The sequence below is a fragment of the Bacteroides sp. 3_2_5 genome (assembly GCF_000159855.2).
Taxonomy (GTDB): domain Bacteria; phylum Bacteroidota; class Bacteroidia; order Bacteroidales; family Bacteroidaceae; genus Bacteroides; species Bacteroides fragilis.
In genome coordinates this window covers 494707-514173 of sequence record NZ_JH636043.1, presented here as the reverse complement: position 1 = coordinate 514173, position 19467 = coordinate 494707, and the positions used below count along the sequence as shown (strand labels likewise).

Sequence of the window (19467 nt, the reverse complement as noted above, 5' to 3'; positions counted from 1 at the left end):
TTTACTGACAGATGTTTTGAACTTTGAATAGCTTGTATTTTAGCTTGTTAAGTTTGATTTTTATTTTTTAGCTTCACTGAAGGTCTCTCAGGTTAGAGCCGATATACTTGCTTTTTTGTCAACTATACACAGGGAACTTACCCTATCCGTTTATTTCCTTTTTGCCTTGTTCAGTGCCGCTATCAGATACCTTCCTTTTGACACTATGTCACTCCAACAAGTGTTGGTAATCAGCCGCCACACCGTCGTTCCCTTTCCTCCATAGTCCGACAGTCTGAGAATGGCATTTACTTCACTTACCTCGTTAATTCCCAATCTTTGGAGCGTATCCTTCAGTCCCGGATAATTGTGTGTCATCGTATTGAAGGCGTATCCCGGTATCGGTAGAGAAGCAGAATCCTCCATCCTTTCTTCCCCCTTCCCCTCAGGGGGAGCTGAGGGGGTAATTCTTTATTTTCCTTTGCTCTACTTTTCTTTACTTTACTTTGTCTGGAATTGCATGCATTGAGTTAACGGCTACATGACGTACTACATTTCCCAGGCTAACGGCTACATTTCCTGTGCCGACAGCTACTTTTCCTTCTTTAAGCGGCTTGGGTTGTTCTATTTCCTGTTGTGCGGATGTATTGTCCGGTTTGCCGTTTTCCTTTTCCGTTTTCACCATCAGGTAGGGGAGTTTCGACAGCTCTTTCTTTCTCCGCTTTGTTGCCTCCATCCATACCTTCTGTATGTTTTCCGAGGTCAGTATTCCGTTTTCCTGACAACTGCTTCTGTCCAGTATTCCTTTGATAAAGAGAATTACGATAATTCCCTGTACCTCCCCAGTTTGCACTTCCCTTTCTACTTTGTAGGCAAAGATCAGGCACTGCTCCTCATCCCAAAGTATGTAGCATCTCTCCTTGTATATTTTACAAAGCAGCTTCAGTACGATTGCCGGGCCCTTTATTCCGTATTTTGCCTCTATCACTTCCATTGCGTTCTCTTCCATAAAGTTCTCCACCTGGAATGTCGTTCATCGCTGTTCATCTACATTCCAATAGACTACAGGACCTTCTATTTTATGGGATCGTATTTCTTGTGGAATTCCGCTTCATAGTAAATCAGTGTCGCTTTCACCAGCCTGAAGTTTCCGTTCTGCTTCTGATAAGGTCAGAATTTTAAACCTCATAATAAAAAACATTTATTATGTAAGACAATCGCTTTTTATTAACTTGATTCTGTTGTAATAAAACAATAGAATCGATTATGAACAATAAAGCTAATAATGCCTAAATCTATTGCCGCATTTTTTACACTTATAATTAACATTATAATGATTAATAATTGGCATTAAAATAAAACCTAGCGCAACCATCATTAAAGCTATTTTATTTATTAAGGAAGACCTGAGTCCAAAATCTTCAGGCAAAGCAATATAAATACCAGGAGTAAGTATAAGGAACAGGCAAAGGAAAATTAAATAAGTAATATATTTGTGATTACCAGTAATGGGTTTTACATTTTCACTTCCACATTTTGGACAGAATGTACTGATGGTATTAAAATCTTTAAGAATAGGGGAAACTATAGATAAAGCCTTTTCATAATCCTTAGCAAATACATATATAGCAATACCAGTTACGGCGCCATATGCACCAACCCTAGGATCCTGACTCTCGTCATGCTGTCGTAATGCAATATTATGCTTGTTGAGCAAATTCACAATTTTGTAAGCGCGAATACTATTTTCGCACTTTAATAATAATTTTTCATCCATGTTTCTATTGGTAGCATTCTCATGTAAACCAATTTTGTTTAATTGTTTAGATTCTAACTGTGCCATTGTTCATATTATATTTAAAGATTGAAGGAACATTTTTCTAATATAGTCAAAATAAATTTGATTGTAAATATATGTTGATATATTTTACGTAATTTAACACTTTAGTCTATCTTACGAAAAAATCAGATTACAAAAAGAATATTAATTTTTATAGTTCATATTCCAATTATTACTTAGATTTTGTTTTAAAATATATTATTCTGTAAATAAAATTTAAAGTTGTAGACAAGGACTAATACTCGTTCTGATTTTAGCAAAACGATCTTTCTGAATACCGTTTTTTATCTATTGTCTTTTTCATGCTAAGATGAATCTCCTCTACCAACAGGAAAGGCGGATCAATAAGTTTGAGAATAGGCTTTTCTTTCTTTTTATGCTTCTTGTATTTTTTCTTTTGTATTACACCTCTTCGAGTTCCATCTTTACTAGGAAGAAATTTCTTCTGCAGCAAACAGGCATCATTTATTAGATTAAGCTGAAGATTTTTCTCGCTCTTTCTGAGCAAATAAAAGAATTAATCCAATGGTGTAGCCTTACTAGGAAGTACATCACTTACCAATAGTGTAACAGTATCAATGCAACACCGTAGTTATGAGAAAATATTATAAAATTTTACAATTTACTCATAATCAAATTGTTGAAAATCGTTTGATTTTTTGTCTCTTTAGGTATCTCGTGCGACAAGAAGTCGTATAAGTAATTATTCAGCATTGCGTCTGAATCTATCGTTCCGTCAATAGTAGCCTAAATTGCCGGACCTAATCCTTCGGGAAATTTAGGAGCGATGATTCATGGGATTAGAAATGGTAAGTACTTAAGTATTGGCTCGGAAAAGCGTTTTGATGGTTCAGGATATAGCAAATCTTGTTCCTCTATTGATTGAAAAGGGAGGGATATATAATGTTTGTGACAGTTACCAGCTGAGTTTTCGTGAATTAGAGATGGTGATATGTAAGCAATTGAATAAAAAAAGACCAATATCTATTCCTTATTGTTTGCTAAAAGTATGGCTGTTTTTGGTGATTGTCTTGGGGAAAATACCCCAATAAACAGTTTAAAACTTCGTAAGATTACGCACTCTTTGACTTTTAGTAATGAAAAGGCTATGCGTGAACTTGGGTGGAAACCTATGAATGTTTTGGAGAATTTTCAGATAGAATAAGGAGGTATTGTGAGTGGATTTTTGGGGGATTATAGGACTCCTAATAGGGGGTATTTCTTTTGCCTTTTTAGGACTTCAACTTTGGTTTTATTTCATTAAAAAGAACGAATAGTTTATGTGTTATCTGCTAATCTTAGTTCTGCTATTCCTGGCAGAACTTTTTTATTTCCGTATTGCTGATAAATGCAATATTATCGATAAGCCAAACGAGCGGAGTTCACACACTCGGATTACTCTGAGAGGAAGAGGAATCATCTTCTATTTGAGTGCATTGACTTTTTTTCTGACGAATCAGTTTGAATATCCTTGGTTTATATTGGCTTTGACCTTGATCACTTTTATCAGTTTTATAGATGATATCCGTTCTACTTCGCAGGGTTTGCGTTTAGTCTTCCATTTTACGGCAATGGCCCTGATGTTCTATCAATGGGGGTTGTTCAGCTTGCCTTGGTGGACGTTGCTTGTCGCTCTGATCGTCTGTACGGGGATTATCAATGCCTATAACTTTATGGATGGCATTACCGGCATTACCGGCGGGTATTCATTGGTTATCTTGGTTTCTTTGGCATATGTGAATGCAGAAGTGATCTCCTTCACAGAACAGAATTTTATTTATACGATGATTTGTTCTGTGTTGGTGTTTGACTTTTTTAATTTCCGTAAGAGAGCGAAATGCTTCGCCGGTGATGTGGGTTCGGTCAGTATAGCTTTTGTAGTCCTGTTCCTGATCGGGAGTTTGATTCTTCAAACGAAAGATTTCAGCTGGCTTGTGATGCTTACTGTATATGGAGTGGATAGTGTGTTGACAATCATACACAGGTTGTTGCTACATGAAAATATTGGTTTGCCTCACCGGAAACATTTGTATCAGATCATGGTTAATGAATTGAGAATACCGCACGTGGTGGTATCGTTGGTGTATATGATTGTGCAAATTGTGATTATCATCGGGTATTTATATTGCCGGGGTTATGGTGATTGGTATTTATTGGGCTGTATCCTTTTGCTGAGTGGAATATATATTGTTCTTATGCGCAAATATTTTCACTTGCATCTTTTACCTAAAAGATAATTATTATATTTGCAATAATTATAAATATAATAATTTTGTTATGGCTGTTATTAATCCTTTTGTAGTTGGAGGATACGTTTCTCCTCGTTATTTTTGTGATAGAGTTGCTGAAACAGAAAACTTGATCCGTAACTTGATAAATGGGAGAAATGTGGCTCTTGTTTCAACTCGCCGAATGGGAAAAACGGGATTGATAAGGCATTGTTTTTATCAGCCTTTGATTAAAGAAGGCTATTATACTTTCTTTATTGATATATATGCGACTTCAAGTTTGAAAGAGTTTGTTTTTGCTTTGGGTAAAGGGATTTTTGAGAAGTTAAAGCCCCAGGGGAATAAATTCATAGATCGTTTCTTTTCTATAATTACCTCTTTAAGGATTGGATTTAAATTAGATAGTATTACAGGAGAACCGATTTTAGAACTTGGTTTGGGAGATATTCATGCTCCTGAAACTACTTTAGAAGAAATCTTTATCTATCTGGAGCAGGCAGACAAGCCTTGTATTGTAGCAATAGATGAATTTCAGCAAATCAGTTCATATCCGGAGAAAAATCTGGAAGCTATTTTAAGGACTAAAGTTCAGCATTGCAGTAACTCTAATTTTGTTTTTGCAGGAAGTCAGAGGCATATAATGATGAATATATTCAACAGTCCTTCCAGGCCATTTTATCAAAGCGTGAGTATGATGCACTTAGGAGCAATTCCTTTGGAGGTATATAAACCTTTTGTGAAGGGATTGTTTGAGGAGAATGGTAAGAAAGTGACAGATCAATTGGTAGAGAATGTATATACTCTGTTTGATGGGCACACTTGGTATGTGCAGTTAATGTTGAATGAACTTTTTATTTTGACAGATAAAAAGGGTATCTGTGATGTACCTATGATAAATCTGGCACTAAACAATATAATTGCTACACAAGACTTTACTTTTCAAGAAATATTTTCTCGTCTTCCGGAAAAGCAAAAAGAGATAATGATTGCCATTGCCAAGGAGCAGAAAGCAAAAGGAGTTACTTCTGCTGCATTTATTAAAAAATATCGGTTGACTTCTGCCAGTTCGGTGCAGTCGGGGTTGAAGGGTTTACTGGAAAAAGACATGTTGACTCAGGAGTCTGGAGGGTATCAGGTGTATGATAGACTTTTTAATATCTGGCTTAGGAGGAATTACTGATTTAACCGGAAACATTAGTGTTAACCATCTTCGCGGCTGTCAGTGATTGGCATAAAAATAAAAGACCGATGTCAGTTCATTCGACGACACCGGTCTTTTCTCCTTTTATTCATCAATCAAGTTCCTACTTTACTTCGATGCCTTTGTTCTTCAAAGTCATGTTCAATATTGTAGTATACTTAGTGTACTGAGCATCTGTCAACGTCTTTTTCATCAATTTCAGATTGCCGTAAACAGCGTTACGAACCATGGTATCCTTGTTCTTTTTCGCAGTGGTGGCTCTTCCCATCTGTTCGTCAAAGTAGTTGCAAATGTTGGCTACTTCTTCTGCCTGTACAGAAGATAAATTCAGGTATTTACCCAATTTATTCACATTGATGTTACCTTCCCATTTTGCAACTGTAGGTTGATTGCCTGCTGCAAATGTAGTAGCAACAAGGCATAGCGCTGCCACTAATGTTAATCCTAATCTTTTCATAATACCTACTTTTTTAATTGTTATTCCTGAAAACTAATCTTTGTCCTTATCCTTGTCATAAGGACCCTAATACCTATTAAAAACAATTGCTAAGCGCTTAGCTTTTTCTTTTTACCTATGCAAATATACAAATATGTTATTCAACATAAAAGCGCAAAGAAAGAAAAGTGGGCAGAATGATACCATTTCTTGATGTATATCAAAAATATGCTGTAAAAAAGATGGGATATTAGAGAAAACTGAAATCGTTTTGTAATATGATGTCTATATGGAGCAGAATAATGTCACCAGAAACGGTACGCTAAAGTCTACAATGAATCCATGGAAAATGGAGACGATGACAAATTCCTGTCCGGAACAACGGGTGATAATGGGAAGAGTCGTGTCCATGGTGGTGGCTCCTCCGACTGAAATGGGGGCCAGTTTTCCGAAGAACTTTACCAATAGGGGGGCACAAAGCAAAGCGATGATTTCGCGCATGATGTTTGAAAGTAATGCGATGGTACCCAATTCGGCTCCTTTGTACTCGGTGATGAATATACTTGAGAGTGAATAATACCCGAATCCGGAACCTACCGCCATACAATCGGACGGTGAACGATGGGACAAAAAGAGGCTGACTACGGCACATCCAGCCAATGTTCCCAGAATGGTCATGACGGGTAGGAAGAGTAGGCGAGGATTCAGTGACCGGAAACTTTTCAGTGTCTGCGGATCGTTGCCTATGCTAATGCCGACGCAGAACATCAGTCCGCATAAGGCATAAAAACTGAGTTTACTTTGGCTGAAATCGTACGGGATCAGCTGAAAAAGTCCGCACAGAGTGCCGACAATGAAGAAAGAGACGATAATGAGACTGCCTTTCATGGTTTAGCCTCCTTTTTCTGATAGCGTGTATGGAGCAGATACCAAAGTCCCCAGGCAGCCAGTGTGCTTCCGGTTACGGCAGCTGCCGTGATGATGAGAGCTTCCAGCCCGATGGCATGCAATCCTTTCACGATGGCTTCGTTGCCTCCTACATCGATGCCGAGCAGGAAGAGCAACAGCCATATTAATAATGTGATGACTTTATGTATCCACGTGAGCCTTTTGCTACGTAACAGGTAACCCAGTAGCATGCCCGTGAGCATGATTCCGATAATTGTAAACATATAAATGTGCTTTTAGGGCACAAAGATAGTGGTTTCTTTATAAATCCGGTACCATTGGGGGAACTGCGTTGTTTTTAACTGTCAGCATATAGTTTGTTTCTGTACTGAACCCTACCATTCCGGTACCTCCGTTCACATTGCTTGGGAAAGCGATAGGCTCGCTCAGGGTGTTGTCGTAGGCATCGGAGTCGAGCAGATTCAACGCTCTTAAATAATAATATTCTTTTTCGGTAATGCTGAGTATGCGGATGTAGACATCCGTCTTTATCCAGATATACTCCTGTCCCCAGAATCCCCATCCGTAGATATCGTTATAGACGTTCATCGTATAACTTCCGTCGGTGAAACGTGAGTCGTCAAATATGGCATACTTGTTATTGACAGTGCCGAAGAGTCCGTTTTCATCATCTTCTTCCGTACTGGGTTTGCCGTCGGTCAACACCACGTCCTCGTTTGTTTGCAGTTTAAAGCTTTTCTGCATTGCCGAATCCCAACAGGTCTGGTCATTTTGTTCCCAATAGTATTTCCAGTATTTCCGTTGTTCCACAATGATCCGATAAAAATTCTTCTCTCCCGGGCGGTCCTTTATTTTGATTTGGTAACGGAGATGTCGTCTTGGCGGAGTTCCGTAGCCATAGTTACTCGGCTTTCTCATGATGGAGGCCGTATCCACTTTTTCTATCTTCCCGATGGGTTGAGGTACGGTGACTTCGGCCCATGCGTGGTGTTCGCCGTCATCCGTCATAGCATCTATACGGACCACATCGCCCGGATGGAAAGCACTGTTTATATAAAAGCGCCCTTTATCGCTGCTATGCGGATCGGGACGGAGAGTTTCACTGAGAGAACCGTTGATGCGTACTTCTACGGTGGCTCCTTTTATTTGTCCGATCTGGTTTCTGCCGGTGAGGTTCAGAAACAAGGTGTTGTAGGTGCTGTCGGCGTTGATAATGGCATTCATCACTAACTTGGGCGGATTCTCCTTCAAGTCGAAAGGAAGATCGTTATTGCATGCCGCAGTGGATATGATAACCAGCAAGAAAAGGAATATATCAAGAATAGATCGTCTCATAAATACTTAGAATTTATATGTATAACTGAATGAAGGAATGCAAGGCAACAGAGTGAATTTCCGAATGACCGGTATGCGGTTGCCTTGTGCTTGTTCGCCTTGAGTATATTCAGTCTTTTTGTAGGTGCGATATATCAGAGTGGGGTTCATGGCATTGTATACATTATATATGCTGACATTCCAGATGCGCATGCCATGTTTAGTCTTCTTGCTGAAGTTGACCCCTACATTTAACCGGTGGGTGGCGGGGAGGCGATAATTGTTGCGATGCTTGACGTAGTCTCCCTCTTCTATCGACGAGTCGTTGTCGCCCGGACGGATAATACCTGTCAGTTCGGTGGGGATCGTTGTCGTACCTCCGGTGGTAAATATCCAGGAAGCACTTACATCGATCCGTTCGTTGAACCGATGATTGAGTGTCAGGTCGATGTTGTGTCGGCGGTCATATTTATATGGAAAGCGTTCGCCGTTGTTTATTCCTCCTGTGGCAAACTTACGGTCACTCTTAGCCAGGGTATATGCCAGCCATCCCGTTGTCTTTCCTATGGTTTTCTGCGCCATGAACTCTACACCCATAGAGCGGCCGTGTCCCATCTCCACTTTGTCCTCCCATCCGGTAGAAGAACCGAGAAAGCTGACACCGTCTTTGTACTCGAGTACATTTTTCATTCCTTTATAGTATCCTTCTATTGAGAATTCCCATCCGTCGATTCCCGTATAGTAACCGCCTAACGAGACCTGATGGGCCTGCATGGGTTTGATTTTGCTGGTGACAGGTACCCATAAGTCGGTGGGCATGGCAAAAGGCATGGATGAAATCAAGTGTACATATTGGCTCATTTTCGTATACGAAGCTTTCAATACTACATCTTTGCTGAGCTGATAGCGTGCGGAGATGCGGGGCTGCACGGAGAAGTAGTTTTTCTTTTGCACTTGGAAAGTCGAGAAGTGCAGGCCCAGATTCATACGCAGGCGACTGCTCAGATTGAAGTTATCTTCAAGATAGGCAGATGCTTCGTGGGCAAGGATCTCACTGTTGGAGGTAGTATAATACGTTGTGTCCCGCTCGATGGTTTCTCCGGTCTTGTCGAATATCTTCGAGGTGGAGACTTCCGGACGGAAGCTATGGTGCAGATATTGCACTCCGAACTTGACATGATGTGTAGGGATAGGGTTATAGTCAAAATCTATCTGAGCGCTCCAATCCCGGATTCCCGATTTATAATCGGCCTTATAGCGGTTCCAGGTGATTTGGTTGTTTGTATGTATCTCATTCTTGGTGAATGTACTGACGTCAAACTTATAGTTATTGAAAGCGACTGTGGTATTGCTGAACAGCTTGTTGTTAAAGATGTAGTTCCAGCGTCCCGAAACGATGGTATTTCCCCAGTTCATCTTTCCGCCATCCCTGTACTTGTCTTCGTCACCGTAGTAAGTGTCGTCATACTTTGTCATAAAATGGTCTTTGCCATTGTATGCACTGAGGAACAGGCGGCTGCGATCAGAGAACTTATGGTTGATCTTGGCATTGACATCAAAAAAGTAATAGCTGTATTTCTCGTCTTTGGGCATGAAGGGTTTGGCCAGCAGGTCGATGTACGAACGGCGGGCGGAAATGTTGAACGAAGTCCGGTTCTTTATGATCGGTCCCTCGAAATTGATTTTGCTGGTCAGAAGCCCCACGCTGACCACTCCGTGATAGTTCTTCATGTCGCCATCGTTGGTGCGCACATCGATAACGGAAGAGAGGCGTCCGCCAAAGCGGGCGGGGAAGGAGCTTTTGAAAAGTGTCACTTTCTTCACGGCTTCAGGTGTAAAGACGGAGAAGAAGCCCAATAAATGGTCTACGTTGTATACCGGTACTCCGTCCAGAAGGATCAGGTTCTGGTCGGGGCCTCCGCCGCGTACATAGAGTCCGGCAGAGCCTTCCATTCCGGCTTGTACGCCCGGCATCAGCTGGATGGCTTTCATCACATCGGCTTCTCCCAGGATGCTGGGTGTGTTTTTTATCTGGGTCATCGGTATTTCGCTGGCTCCCATCTGGGTGGCCATGACTCCCGATTCGGCTTTGTCCGACACGATGACTACTTCTTGCAGCATATTGTTGTCTTTCATCCGGATGTTCAGTAGAGTATCTGCGGTTAAGTTCAGCACATGTTGCTGGCCGGTATATCCCAAATAGGAGAAACTCAGCCGAGCTTCTCCTTCAGGCAGCGTGATGCTGTAGAAACCGTAAGGATTGGTGGTAGTTCCCTGATGATGACGACTCTCAAGAATATTTGCACCAATCAGCGTTTCGGCAGACGCTCCGTCGGTCACGTATCCACTGACAGTGAACTTCCGGCTTACGGGTTTGGGGGGCGTTTTTTGTAATAAGATATGCTTCCCGGTTATTTTATAGCTTATCGGCTTATTGGCGAATAGCAGGTTCAGGACTTCTCTGAGAGGTTTCTTTTGTACGTTGAGGCTGACTTTATGGTCGAGCTTCACCTCCTCTCCATAGATAAAAGAGAAGCCGGTGTCCTGTTCTATCTGCCGGATGACTTCTGACAAGCTGGTGTTTTGCAGTTTGAGTGTGAGCTTGGGTTCCGGTGTTTGCGCATAGATTGTCGAAAAGGTTAGGGAAACCACACACATCAGAATGTAACTTCTGATGTGGTGGAAATCCGGATTGGATTTTCTCATGTCTAGTTAAGTTTAGTAGTAATCGTTATTTCTTTATTATTGTATGAATAGTTGAAATTGCCAACAGTATGTAGCAGATCGAGAATCTGGTCGAGACCTTCTTCACTGGAGAACCGTGCCGTGATCCGGTAATTCTGCAAAGCAGTGTCTGTTATGGAGATATCTACGCCAAATGTGTTGGACAACTGGCGGGCAATCTCCTGCAAGGGGAGATTGGTAAAAATCAATTCTCCGTTCCGCCAGGCTATCTCTTCGGCAACGCGGTCTGAAACTTCAAGGGTCATGCTTTTTTTCTCCTTATTATATATAGCACTTTCGTTTGGTTTCAAGACGATACGTACAGAATTGCTTTTATTGCTCACGGCTACAGAACCTTCGAGTAGCGTGGTCTTCACTTCCGGATCGTCCGGATAGGACTCTACGTTAAAGTGAGTGCCCAGTACCTCTACATTGACCGACTCTGTCTGTACGATGAAAGAGTGTTTCCTATTTTTCGTCACTTCGAAATACGCTTCTCCTTTCAGGTTCACTTCCCTGTGTTCTCCCTTAAACTTTTCGGGATAGGTGAGTGACGAGAAATGGTTCAGCGTCACTTCCGTTCCGTCGGGCAGTTTGATGGTCCGCGTATCGGCCAGTGTGGAAATTGTCTGTAGGGCGGCAGGTTTCAGATAGCAGTAAGTGTTCCATCCTATGAAGCAGAGCAAAGCGATGGCAGCTACTGCCGACAAGGTGCGTAAAGAGAAGAGGCGAAGTGCCGGACGCGGCAATCGTTTCTCTAATATCTGATAGCTTGCCGCTGCCGAGAATTTTCCTCTGGGCGAGCGGGTGGATGCGATAAGTTTCTCCAGTAATCGGTCAAGTTCCCGGTCTGTATATTTCATTGTTTATTTCGTTATTTTTTCACCAGCCGGATAGACATCTTGGTCGTTTCCGACTTTCCGTTCTGAGGCCGGCAGATAAGCTGAATGTATTCATTCGTTCCCACTTTCCGGGGATAAACCAGGATTGTGGCTTTGGCAGATTTGCTGCCGCCCTTGATGGTGATTTTATTATCTTTAATTTTATAAAACGGTGCCGAAGAGCTTCCGGGCTTCGTCGGCCGTGCGGGCGACTCGATGAAGACAATCCGGTCTTCACTTGTTTTATCAGCCGCAACGATTTTTACTTGCAGTTCCGTTTCCTCTGCATTCTTTTGATAAGAGAAATCCTGCGCTTTCTTTTCGAATCCCAGGTATTCTTTGGGGTAAGAGTTGTTGCCGTTCTCACACGCAGTGAAACACAGTGCCATTGTAAGCAGTGCAAAGGTTGTAGGTCTTAATAACTTCTTCATAAGCTAAGTCTTTGTGTTTTGGTTTAAATGAACTTCATGGATAAAGACAGAGCGTTTGAAGAATCTCCCTATCGGAAGTGTGCAAATAAAAGTTAAACCTCTCTTGCTGTTCGCCGGGCATTATTCACTGTCGATTGTTTATCGATCATTATTCACCATCGATATTGCTTCTTTCAGCCGGATGGTTGCCTTCTGGAGTTGAGCGTCTACGGTCTTGGTGCTGATACCCAGTTCTTCTGCTACCTGTGCATAGCTTTGCTTCTCTTCCCGGATGCGGATGAATACCTCTCTACAACGTTCGGGCAAGCGGTCGAGTGCTTTCACATAAATGGCAAACAACTCTTCACTGATCATCGATTCTTCGGGTGAGTCGCTTTGTGCTTCGGGTTCCGGCAATGTCTCGGTAGATACCGTGGTACGCCTGTTTTCTTTCTCCAGATAGTTGAGTGAAGCGTTTTTAACCAATATGAAGCAATAGTCCTCAATGCTTTTGACTTCGGGAAGCGAGCTGCGCTGTTCCCAGAGTTTCAGGAACACATCGAGTACGATTTCCTGCGACCATTCTTCGCGTTTTACATAGTAGTAGGCGATGCGGTAGAGACGGTCGTACGTCATATCGTAGAAGGCCCGGAACGCTGTTTGCGAATCCAGCTCCTTCATTCGTCTGAGTAGTTTTCGAACCTCTGATTCGGTCATGACTTTATAATTTTAGTTTTCCACCCAGAGCAGGTCGCTCATGATGCTGTCGGAAATAAAAATTCCTTCGCGGGTGAGGCGCAAAGCACCTTCGTATATTTCTAATTTGCCGTTTTCTAAAGAAGGACGTGCCATTTTGAGACAATACTGCTCCAGTTGCGTTCCGTAATCATTACTGAGGCGTTCGAGTGAAATTCCCCATTGAGTGCGGACAGAGGTAATGATAAATTCGTTGTATCGGGTGGCCAGATCCCGCTCTTCCCGTTCGAAGTCCCGTTGTCCGCTTTCAATGCCGGACATGTATTTTTCGATCGAAGAGCAGTTCCATTCCCGGGTTTGTCCGTCGAAAGAGTGTGCCGACGGGCCGCAGCCGAGATAACTTACTCCCTGCCAGTACGAAGTGTTGTGGCGCGAATACATGCCCGGCTTGCAGAAGTTGGATATTTCATAATGCTCGTATCCGGCTTCATGCAACCGGTCTATTAATAAGGTGAAGAACCGGACACTGCTGTCCTCGTCCACCTCTTCGACCTGATGCTTTTGCAACATTTTATAAATGGGAGTACCTTCTTCGTAAATCAAGTGATAAGCCGATATATGTTCCACGTCTAGGGCAATAGCCTGTTGCAAGTCTTTTTCCCAGCGTTCCGTTGTTTCACCGGGGAGCCCGTAGATCAGGTCGATGCTGATGTTGCGGAAACCGTGGGCACGGCACAACTCTACCGCACGAATGGCTTGAGCCGCATTGTGGCGGCGTTTCAGCAACTTGAGCGTAGTGTCGTCAAATGTCTGGATGCCCATGCTGATGCGGTTGAACGGCAATTCGGAGAGCATTTGCAGGAATTCCGGACAGAGGTCATCCGGATTGGCTTCAAGTGTTATTTCATGGCAATTCTCCATCCCATAAACCCGGCGGACGGTGTCGAATACTTTCCGGAAATCCTTTTCGTCGAGCTGCGAAGGAGTACCTCCACCAAAGTAGAGCGTCTCAATAGGCTTTCCTTTCAGGTAAGTATATCTCATTTCCAGCTCTTTGCAGAGTGCTTCGATGTAGCGTCCTTTCCATTCGCTTCGCGTCGTTGAGTAAAAATCGCAATAGATACAGCGTGTCTTACAGAAGGGGACGTGTATGTATATGCCTGCCATGATGGTCTGAGTTATTTTTGCGTTTCAATTTGCAAAAGTAAGGTTTTCGTGTTAGTAAACAACCCTGTAGGGTAGATATTCTCTTTTATTTAACGGGAGGAAAGTTCCTTTTTGACCATTTGACAATCTGATAATCCGATGGCCTCAGAATGCTTTCGTTTCGTGCCGTCCTGAAGGTTGGCCGGAAAAACGCCTGCATTTGCCAACAGACTTTTCTCCTGTGTCACAGATTTATGGTATATGTGTGCAAATGGACGGACTTGGGGCGGAATCCGATGAATTTGCTTTCGTTCTGTCTCTGTCCCGATGCTTTTGCTATATTCTCTCCGTATGCTTCTGCGGGGCAACCGGAGAAAAAAAAGCACCGGTGCGGGGTTCTGCACATAACAATATATGTGAGGAGGCAAAACATATAGACATCTTACCCGAAAGAAGTAAGCATTTTCCGGAAATGCTTACTTCTTTTGCACAGAATGTTTGCTTCTTTTTGGGAAAATGCACCGTGTTCAACCCGAAATACCCCCTTCTTTGGTTGGAAAAACCTCCGTCTTGTACCGAAAAGTCTGCTGCTGCATTCTATTTCATCCTGTCCGGAAGAAGAAGGAGTCAGTAAATGTAAGGCAAACTGCTCTTTTTAATCGGGAATCGGAAAGAATACTTCCATTCTGTCAGATAGCCTGTTTCGCGCTTGTCGAAGGCTGTATGTTACATAACATTGTTTAGTAACACTGTCCGTTTTATTGCTTTTCATTTGATTAATGCCTAATTTGCGCCTCAGTAAAAAAAGGGTATGCGAAAAACACATACTGAATCATTCATTTAAATCTTATATATCATGAAAGTATATCAGACGAACGAAATTAAGAACATTGCCCTTCTTGGCAATGACGGCTCAGGAAAAACCACTCTCACAGAAGCGTTGCTCTATGAGAGTGGTATTATAAAACGTCGCGGCAGAATCACTGCCAAAAACACCGTAAGCGATTACTTTCCGGTAGAACAGGAATATGGATATTCTGTCTTTTCGACCATCTTCCATGTAGAATGGAACGGGAAGAAACTGAACATCATAGACTGCCCGGGCAGCGATGACTTTGTAGGCGCTGCCATGACAGCACTCAATGTAACGGATACAGCAATTTTGCTGTTGAACGGACAATATGGAGCCGAAGTGGGAACTCAAAACCACTTCCGCTATACCGAGAAACTGGGTAAACCGGTGATCTTCCTGGTGAATCAGCTCGATAACGAGAAGTGTGATTATGATATGGTGCTTGAACAACTGAAGTCCATCTACGGTCCCAAAGTAGTTCCGGTTCAGTATCCGCTGGCTACCGGTCCCAACTTCAACTCGCTGATAGACGTGCTGTTGATGAAGAAGTACTCTTGGGCACCCGAAGGCGGTGCACCTATCATCGAAGAAATTCCTGCTGAAGAGAAAGATAAAGCCATGGAGCTGCACAAAGCACTGGTCGAGGCCGCTGCCGAGAACGATGAAGGCTTGATGGAGAAATTCTTCGAACAAGATTCACTGACGGAAGACGAGATGCGCGAAGGTATCCGTAAGGGGCTGGCTGCACGCGGCATGTTCCCCGTATTCTGCGTATGTGCAGGCAAAGATATGGGGGTACGTCGTTTGATGGAATTCCTGGGTAATGTAGTGCCCGGTGTATCGGAAATGCCGAAAGTGCATAATACCCGTGGTGAAGTGGTGGAACCCGATTCCAACGGACCTACCTCTTTGTATTTCTTCAAGACCGGTGTGGAACCACACATTGGTGACGTTCAGTATTTCAAGGTCATGAGCGGAAAAGTGCATGAAGGAGACGACTTTACCAATGCCGATCGCGGTTCGAAAGAACGTGTGGCGCAGATTTATGCTTGCGCCGGTGCCAACCGTATCAAAGTAGAAGAGATGGTGGCAGGTGACATTGGCTGTACGGTGAAGCTGAAAGATGTTCATACCGGAAATACACTGAACGGTAAAGGTGCCGAGAACCGGTTTAATTTTATCAAATATCCGAATTCTAAATATTCACGCGCCATCAAGCCGGTGAACGAGGCCGATACGGAAAAGATGATGGCCATCTTGAACCGTATGCGTGAGGAAGATCCGACTTGGGTCATCGAACAATCGAAGGAACTGAAACAGACCATCGTGCATGGCCAGGGAGAATTCCACCTCCGTACGTTGAAATGGCGTCTGGAGAACAATGAAAAGCTTCAGGTGAAATTTGAAGAACCGAAGATCCCTTATCGTGAAACCATCACAAAAGCTGCCCGTGCCGACTATCGTCACAAAAAGCAATCGGGTGGTGCCGGACAGTTCGGCGAGGTGCATCTGATAGTGGAACCCTATTATGAAGGAATGCCGGTGCCCGATATGTATAAATTCGGCGGACAGGAATTTAAGATTAACGTGAAGGGTACTGAGGAAGTTCCATTGGAATGGGGCGGAAAATTGGTATTTGTTAACAGTATTGTCGGGGGGTCTATCGATGCCCGCTTCCTGCCGGCCATCCTTAAAGGGATCATGTCCCGCATGGAACAGGGACCTCTGACCGGTTCGTATGCCCGCGATGTACGCGTCATTGTATATGATGGAAAGATGCACCCGGTAGACTCTAATGAAATTTCGTTCATGCTGGCCGGACGTAATGCCTTCAGCGAAGCGTTTAAGAACGCCGGACCGAAGATTCTCGAGCCAATTTATGATGTGGAAGTCTTCGTACCGTCCGATAAGATGGGTGACGTGATGGGTGACCTTCAGGGACGCCGTGCCATGATCATGGGTATGAGCAGCGAAAACGGTTATGAGAAACTGGTGGCTAAAGTGCCTTTGAAAGAGATGTCTTCTTATTCAACCGCTCTTAGTTCGCTTACCGGAGGTCGTGCTTCGTTCATTATGAAATTTGCAAGTTATGAACTGGTTCCGAGCGATGTGCAGGATAAGTTAATAAAAGACTTCGAATCCAAACAAACAGAAGAGTAATTATAGTCATAAGCTGCCGGGTTTAGACTATAAGTGGCTGTGCTACTAAATGATAAGGCTACGAGAAGTGTGCAATGAATGTGCAGCTACTCGTAGCTTTACTTTTTTAGGTATTCTTTGGGACGTGCTTGTCCGGTGTGGCGGTTGTGAGAGAGGACGTAACCGGTATCTTATAGCCTTCCCGTCCATTAACAATGATTAAAGAAAGTAGATTTTCTGAAGAGAAATCTTTAATTTTTTATTAAATTTGCAAACCAAAGGTGTATACGTTTTGTTATAGTGGTCAGAATACGACCTAAAAAACGCCTTTCGGTTAATTATAGAGAACGTCCTGTTAAAACAGGTTAAGCTGTTAGGAGTGTTAATTAGGGAGTGTTAATTTTGTTGCTATGAAAAAGTCAACAATCTGGATATTAGGCATTATTATGGGTCTTTCCTTTCTGAGTTTGCTCTATTTACAAGTGAGCTACATCGAAGAAATGGTGAAGATGCGTAAAGAACAATTTAATACATCCGTGCGAAATGCTTTGTTTCAGGTTTCAAAGGATGTAGAGTATGATGAAACGCAACGTTGGCTGTTAGAGGATATCACTGAAGCGGAACGCAGAGCACTGGCTCAGTCTTCTTCTACTACCGAACAGAAAAACGGTTTAATTCAGCAATCGGAGCGTTATAGGTTCAAGTCACCGGACGGAACCCTGTATTCGGAGTTTGAACTGAAGATGATTACCACCGAGCCGTCGAAAGTGCCCAAAGCCATGATTTCCGAAAGGCATGGCCGGAATACCATTCCGCAGACATCACGGAGCTTGACTGACGCTATTAAAAATAGGTATATGTATCAGCGTTTTCTGCTCGACGATGTGGCTTTGCGGATGATTTACAAGGCAAGCGATAAATCGATTGGCGAACGGGTGAACTTTAAGAAGCTGGATAATTATCTGAAATCGAACTTTATTAATAATGGTGTAGAGTTGCTCTACCATTTTTCGGTGATCGATAAAGATGGACGTGAAGTATATCGTTGCTCGGACTACGAAGACGGAGGGAGTGAAGACTCTTATACGCAACCTCTGTTCCAGAATGATCCGCCTGCGAAGATGAGTATTGTGAAGGTGCACTTTCCCGGTAAGAAAGATTATATCTTCGACTCGGTTAGTTTTATGATTCCTTCGATGATATTCACTATCGTACTGCTGATTACATTCATCTTCACCATCTACATCGTCTTCCGTCAGAAGAAGTTGACAGAGATGAAGAATGACTTTATCAACAACATGACGCATGAGTTCAAGACACCGATATCGACCATCTCGCTTGCTGCCCAGATGCTGAAAGACCCCGCAGTCGGGAAGTCGCCGCAGATGTTCCAGCATATATCGGGAGTCATCAATGATGAAACGAAGCGGTTGAGATTCCAGGTGGAGAAGGTGCTTCAGATGTCTATGTTCGACAGGCAGAAAGCAACGCTGAAGATGAAGGAACTCGATGCCAATGAGTTGATTACCGGAGTTATCAATACGTTCGCTTTGAAGGTGGAACGCTATAATGGTAAGATTACATCGAACCTTGAGGCTACCAATCCTGTTATATTTGCGGACGAAATGCATATCACCAATGTGATATTCAACCTGATGGATAACGCGGTGAAATACAAGAAGCCCGAAGAAGACCTGGTGCTCAACGTGAGAACCTGGAACGAGCCCGGTAAACTGATGATTTCGATACAGGACAACGGTATTGGTATTAAAAAAGAAAACCTGAAGAAGGTGTTTGATAAGTTCTATCGCGTGCATACAGGTAATCTGCACGATGTAAAAGGTTTCGGTCTGGGACTGGCTTATGTGAAAAAGATTATTCAGGATCATAAGGGAACCATCCGGGCAGAGAGTGAACTGAATGTAGGAACTAAATTTATTATTGCATTACCTTTATTAAAAAATGATTGATATGGACGAGAAACTGCGTATTTTATTATGCGAGGATGATGAAAATCTTGGCATGCTTTTAAGAGAATATTTACAGGCTAAAGGTTACTCTGCTGAGTTGTATCCTGATGGAGAAGCCGGATTTAAAGCTTTCCTGAAGAATAAATATGACTTATGCGTGTTTGACGTGATGATGCCTAAAAAAGATGGCTTCACACTGGCACAGGAGGTTCGTGCGGCCAACGCTGAAATTCCTATTATCTTCCTGACTGCAAAAACACTCAAAGAAGATATCCTGGAAGGATTTAAGATCGGTGCGGATGATTATATCACCAAACCTTTCAGTATGGAAGAGCTTACTTTCAGAATTGAGGCTATCCTGAGACGTGTTCGCGGAAAGAAGAACAAGGAGAGCAATGTTTATAAGATTGGTAAGTTTACGTTTGATACCCAGAAGCAAATCCTGGCTATCGGCGACAAACAAACGAAACTGACTACCAAAGAATCGGAATTGCTGGGATTGCTTTGTGCGCATGCTAACGAAATCTTGCAGCGCGACTTTGCCTTGAAGACTATCTGGATCGATGACAACTATTTCAATGCGCGTAGCATGGACGTGTATATCACTAAACTGCGTAAGCACCTGAAAGATGATGATTCGATTGAGATTATCAACATCCACGGAAAAGGTTACAAGTTGATCACCCCCGAACCCGAATCATAATGGATAGGGGAGTGTATAGAAATAAAAAAGCCGGAAAA

At 42.9% G+C, this 19467-nt stretch carries 15 protein-coding genes and 3 pseudogenes; 6 read left to right on the top strand and 12 right to left on the bottom strand.

Going from position 1 to position 19467, the window contains the following annotated elements:
• Nucleotides 1-150: 150 nt before the first annotated feature.
• The 3 genes and pseudogenes from BSHG_RS0220035 to BSHG_RS17830 form a co-directional block, all read right to left on the bottom strand.
• Nucleotides 151-988: pseudogene (locus BSHG_RS0220035) on the bottom strand (DUF4373 domain-containing protein).
• Nucleotides 989-1012: 24 nt separating this feature from the next.
• Nucleotides 1013-1146, bottom strand: a pseudogene (locus BSHG_RS23215) (SH3 beta-barrel fold-containing protein); the annotation flags it as partial.
• Between the two features lie 112 nt (nt 1147-1258).
• Nucleotides 1259-1822 (bottom strand): DUF2007 domain-containing protein, encoded by a 564-nt coding sequence (locus BSHG_RS17830; protein ID WP_008657609.1) that lies wholly within the window; start codon nt 1820-1822, stop codon nt 1259-1261.
• Nucleotides 1823-2570: 748 nt separating this feature from the next.
• On the opposite strand from BSHG_RS17830, the pseudogene BSHG_RS22920 reads away from it, so the two are divergent.
• From BSHG_RS22920 to BSHG_RS17840, 3 genes and pseudogenes are all read left to right on the top strand, one after another.
• Nucleotides 2571-2984: pseudogene (locus tag BSHG_RS22920) on the top strand (NAD(P)-dependent oxidoreductase); the annotation flags it as partial.
• Between the two features lie 115 nt (nt 2985-3099).
• Nucleotides 3100-4056, top strand: a complete 957-nt coding sequence (locus tag BSHG_RS17835) for an MraY family glycosyltransferase (protein ID WP_008657605.1) — start codon at nt 3100-3102, stop codon at nt 4054-4056.
• A 40-nt stretch (nt 4057-4096) separates the two neighbouring features.
• A complete protein-coding gene (locus BSHG_RS17840) occupies nt 4097-5227 on the top strand; it encodes an AAA family ATPase (RefSeq protein ID WP_005790984.1) in 1131 nt (376 codons plus the stop codon).
• A gap of 124 nt (nt 5228-5351) precedes the next feature.
• On the opposite strand, the gene BSHG_RS17845 is transcribed toward BSHG_RS17840, so the two are convergent.
• The 9 genes from BSHG_RS17845 to hemW form a co-directional block, all read right to left on the bottom strand.
• On the bottom strand, nt 5352-5705 hold the full coding sequence (locus tag BSHG_RS17845) for a hypothetical protein (protein WP_005790982.1): 354 nt from the start codon (nt 5703-5705) through the stop codon (nt 5352-5354).
• Nucleotides 5706-5969: 264 nt separating this feature from the next.
• Entirely contained in the window at nt 5970-6572 is a 603-nt protein-coding gene (locus BSHG_RS17850; protein WP_005798230.1) for a lysine exporter LysO family protein, read from the bottom strand.
• Complete coding sequence (locus tag BSHG_RS17855; protein ID WP_005798229.1) at nt 6569-6856, bottom strand: LysO family transporter; 288 nt, start codon at nt 6854-6856, stop codon at nt 6569-6571. The genes BSHG_RS17850 and BSHG_RS17855 overlap by 4 nt, the downstream gene beginning before the upstream one ends.
• Nucleotides 6857-6893: 37 nt before the next feature.
• Nucleotides 6894-7928 carry a DUF4249 domain-containing protein gene (locus tag BSHG_RS17860; RefSeq protein WP_005790975.1) on the bottom strand — a complete coding sequence of 345 codons (1035 nt, stop codon included), beginning with the start codon at nt 7926-7928 and terminating at the stop codon, nt 6894-6896.
• 6 nt (nt 7929-7934) lie between these two features.
• Nucleotides 7935-10613: a TonB-dependent receptor gene (locus BSHG_RS17865; RefSeq protein WP_005790972.1), complete on the bottom strand. Its 2679-nt coding sequence runs from the start codon at nt 10611-10613 to the stop codon at nt 7935-7937.
• 2 nt (nt 10614-10615) lie between these two features.
• Complete coding sequence (locus BSHG_RS17870) at nt 10616-11494, bottom strand: FecR family protein (RefSeq protein ID WP_005790969.1); 879 nt, start codon at nt 11492-11494, stop codon at nt 10616-10618.
• An 11-nt stretch (nt 11495-11505) separates the two neighbouring features.
• Nucleotides 11506-11943 carry a hypothetical protein gene (locus BSHG_RS17875; RefSeq protein ID WP_005790964.1) on the bottom strand — a complete coding sequence of 146 codons (438 nt, stop codon included), beginning with the start codon at nt 11941-11943 and terminating at the stop codon, nt 11506-11508.
• A gap of 138 nt (nt 11944-12081) precedes the next feature.
• A complete protein-coding gene (locus BSHG_RS17880; RefSeq protein ID WP_005798225.1) occupies nt 12082-12639 on the bottom strand; it encodes an RNA polymerase sigma-70 factor in 558 nt (185 codons plus the stop codon).
• A gap of 12 nt (nt 12640-12651) precedes the next feature.
• Complete coding sequence (gene hemW, locus BSHG_RS17885) at nt 12652-13785, bottom strand: radical SAM family heme chaperone HemW (protein ID WP_008657602.1); 1134 nt, start codon at nt 13783-13785, stop codon at nt 12652-12654.
• 835 nt (nt 13786-14620) lie between these two features.
• On the opposite strand from hemW, the gene BSHG_RS17890 reads away from it, so the two are divergent.
• The 3 genes from BSHG_RS17890 to BSHG_RS17900 all read left to right on the top strand — a co-directional run bounded on the left by BSHG_RS17890 (nt 14621) and on the right by BSHG_RS17900 (nt 19429).
• The gene (locus BSHG_RS17890; protein WP_008657601.1) at nt 14621-16777 is read left to right on the top strand and encodes an elongation factor G; all 2157 of its coding nucleotides are present in this window, start codon (nt 14621-14623) and stop codon (nt 16775-16777) included.
• Between the two features lie 389 nt (nt 16778-17166).
• Entirely contained in the window at nt 17167-18726 is a 1560-nt protein-coding gene (locus BSHG_RS17895) for a sensor histidine kinase (protein WP_005790953.1), read from the top strand.
• A gap of 1 nt (nt 18727) precedes the next feature.
• Nucleotides 18728-19429, top strand: a complete 702-nt coding sequence (locus BSHG_RS17900) for a response regulator transcription factor (RefSeq protein WP_005790952.1) — start codon at nt 18728-18730, stop codon at nt 19427-19429.
• The last annotated feature ends 38 nt before the right edge of the window (nt 19430-19467 follow it).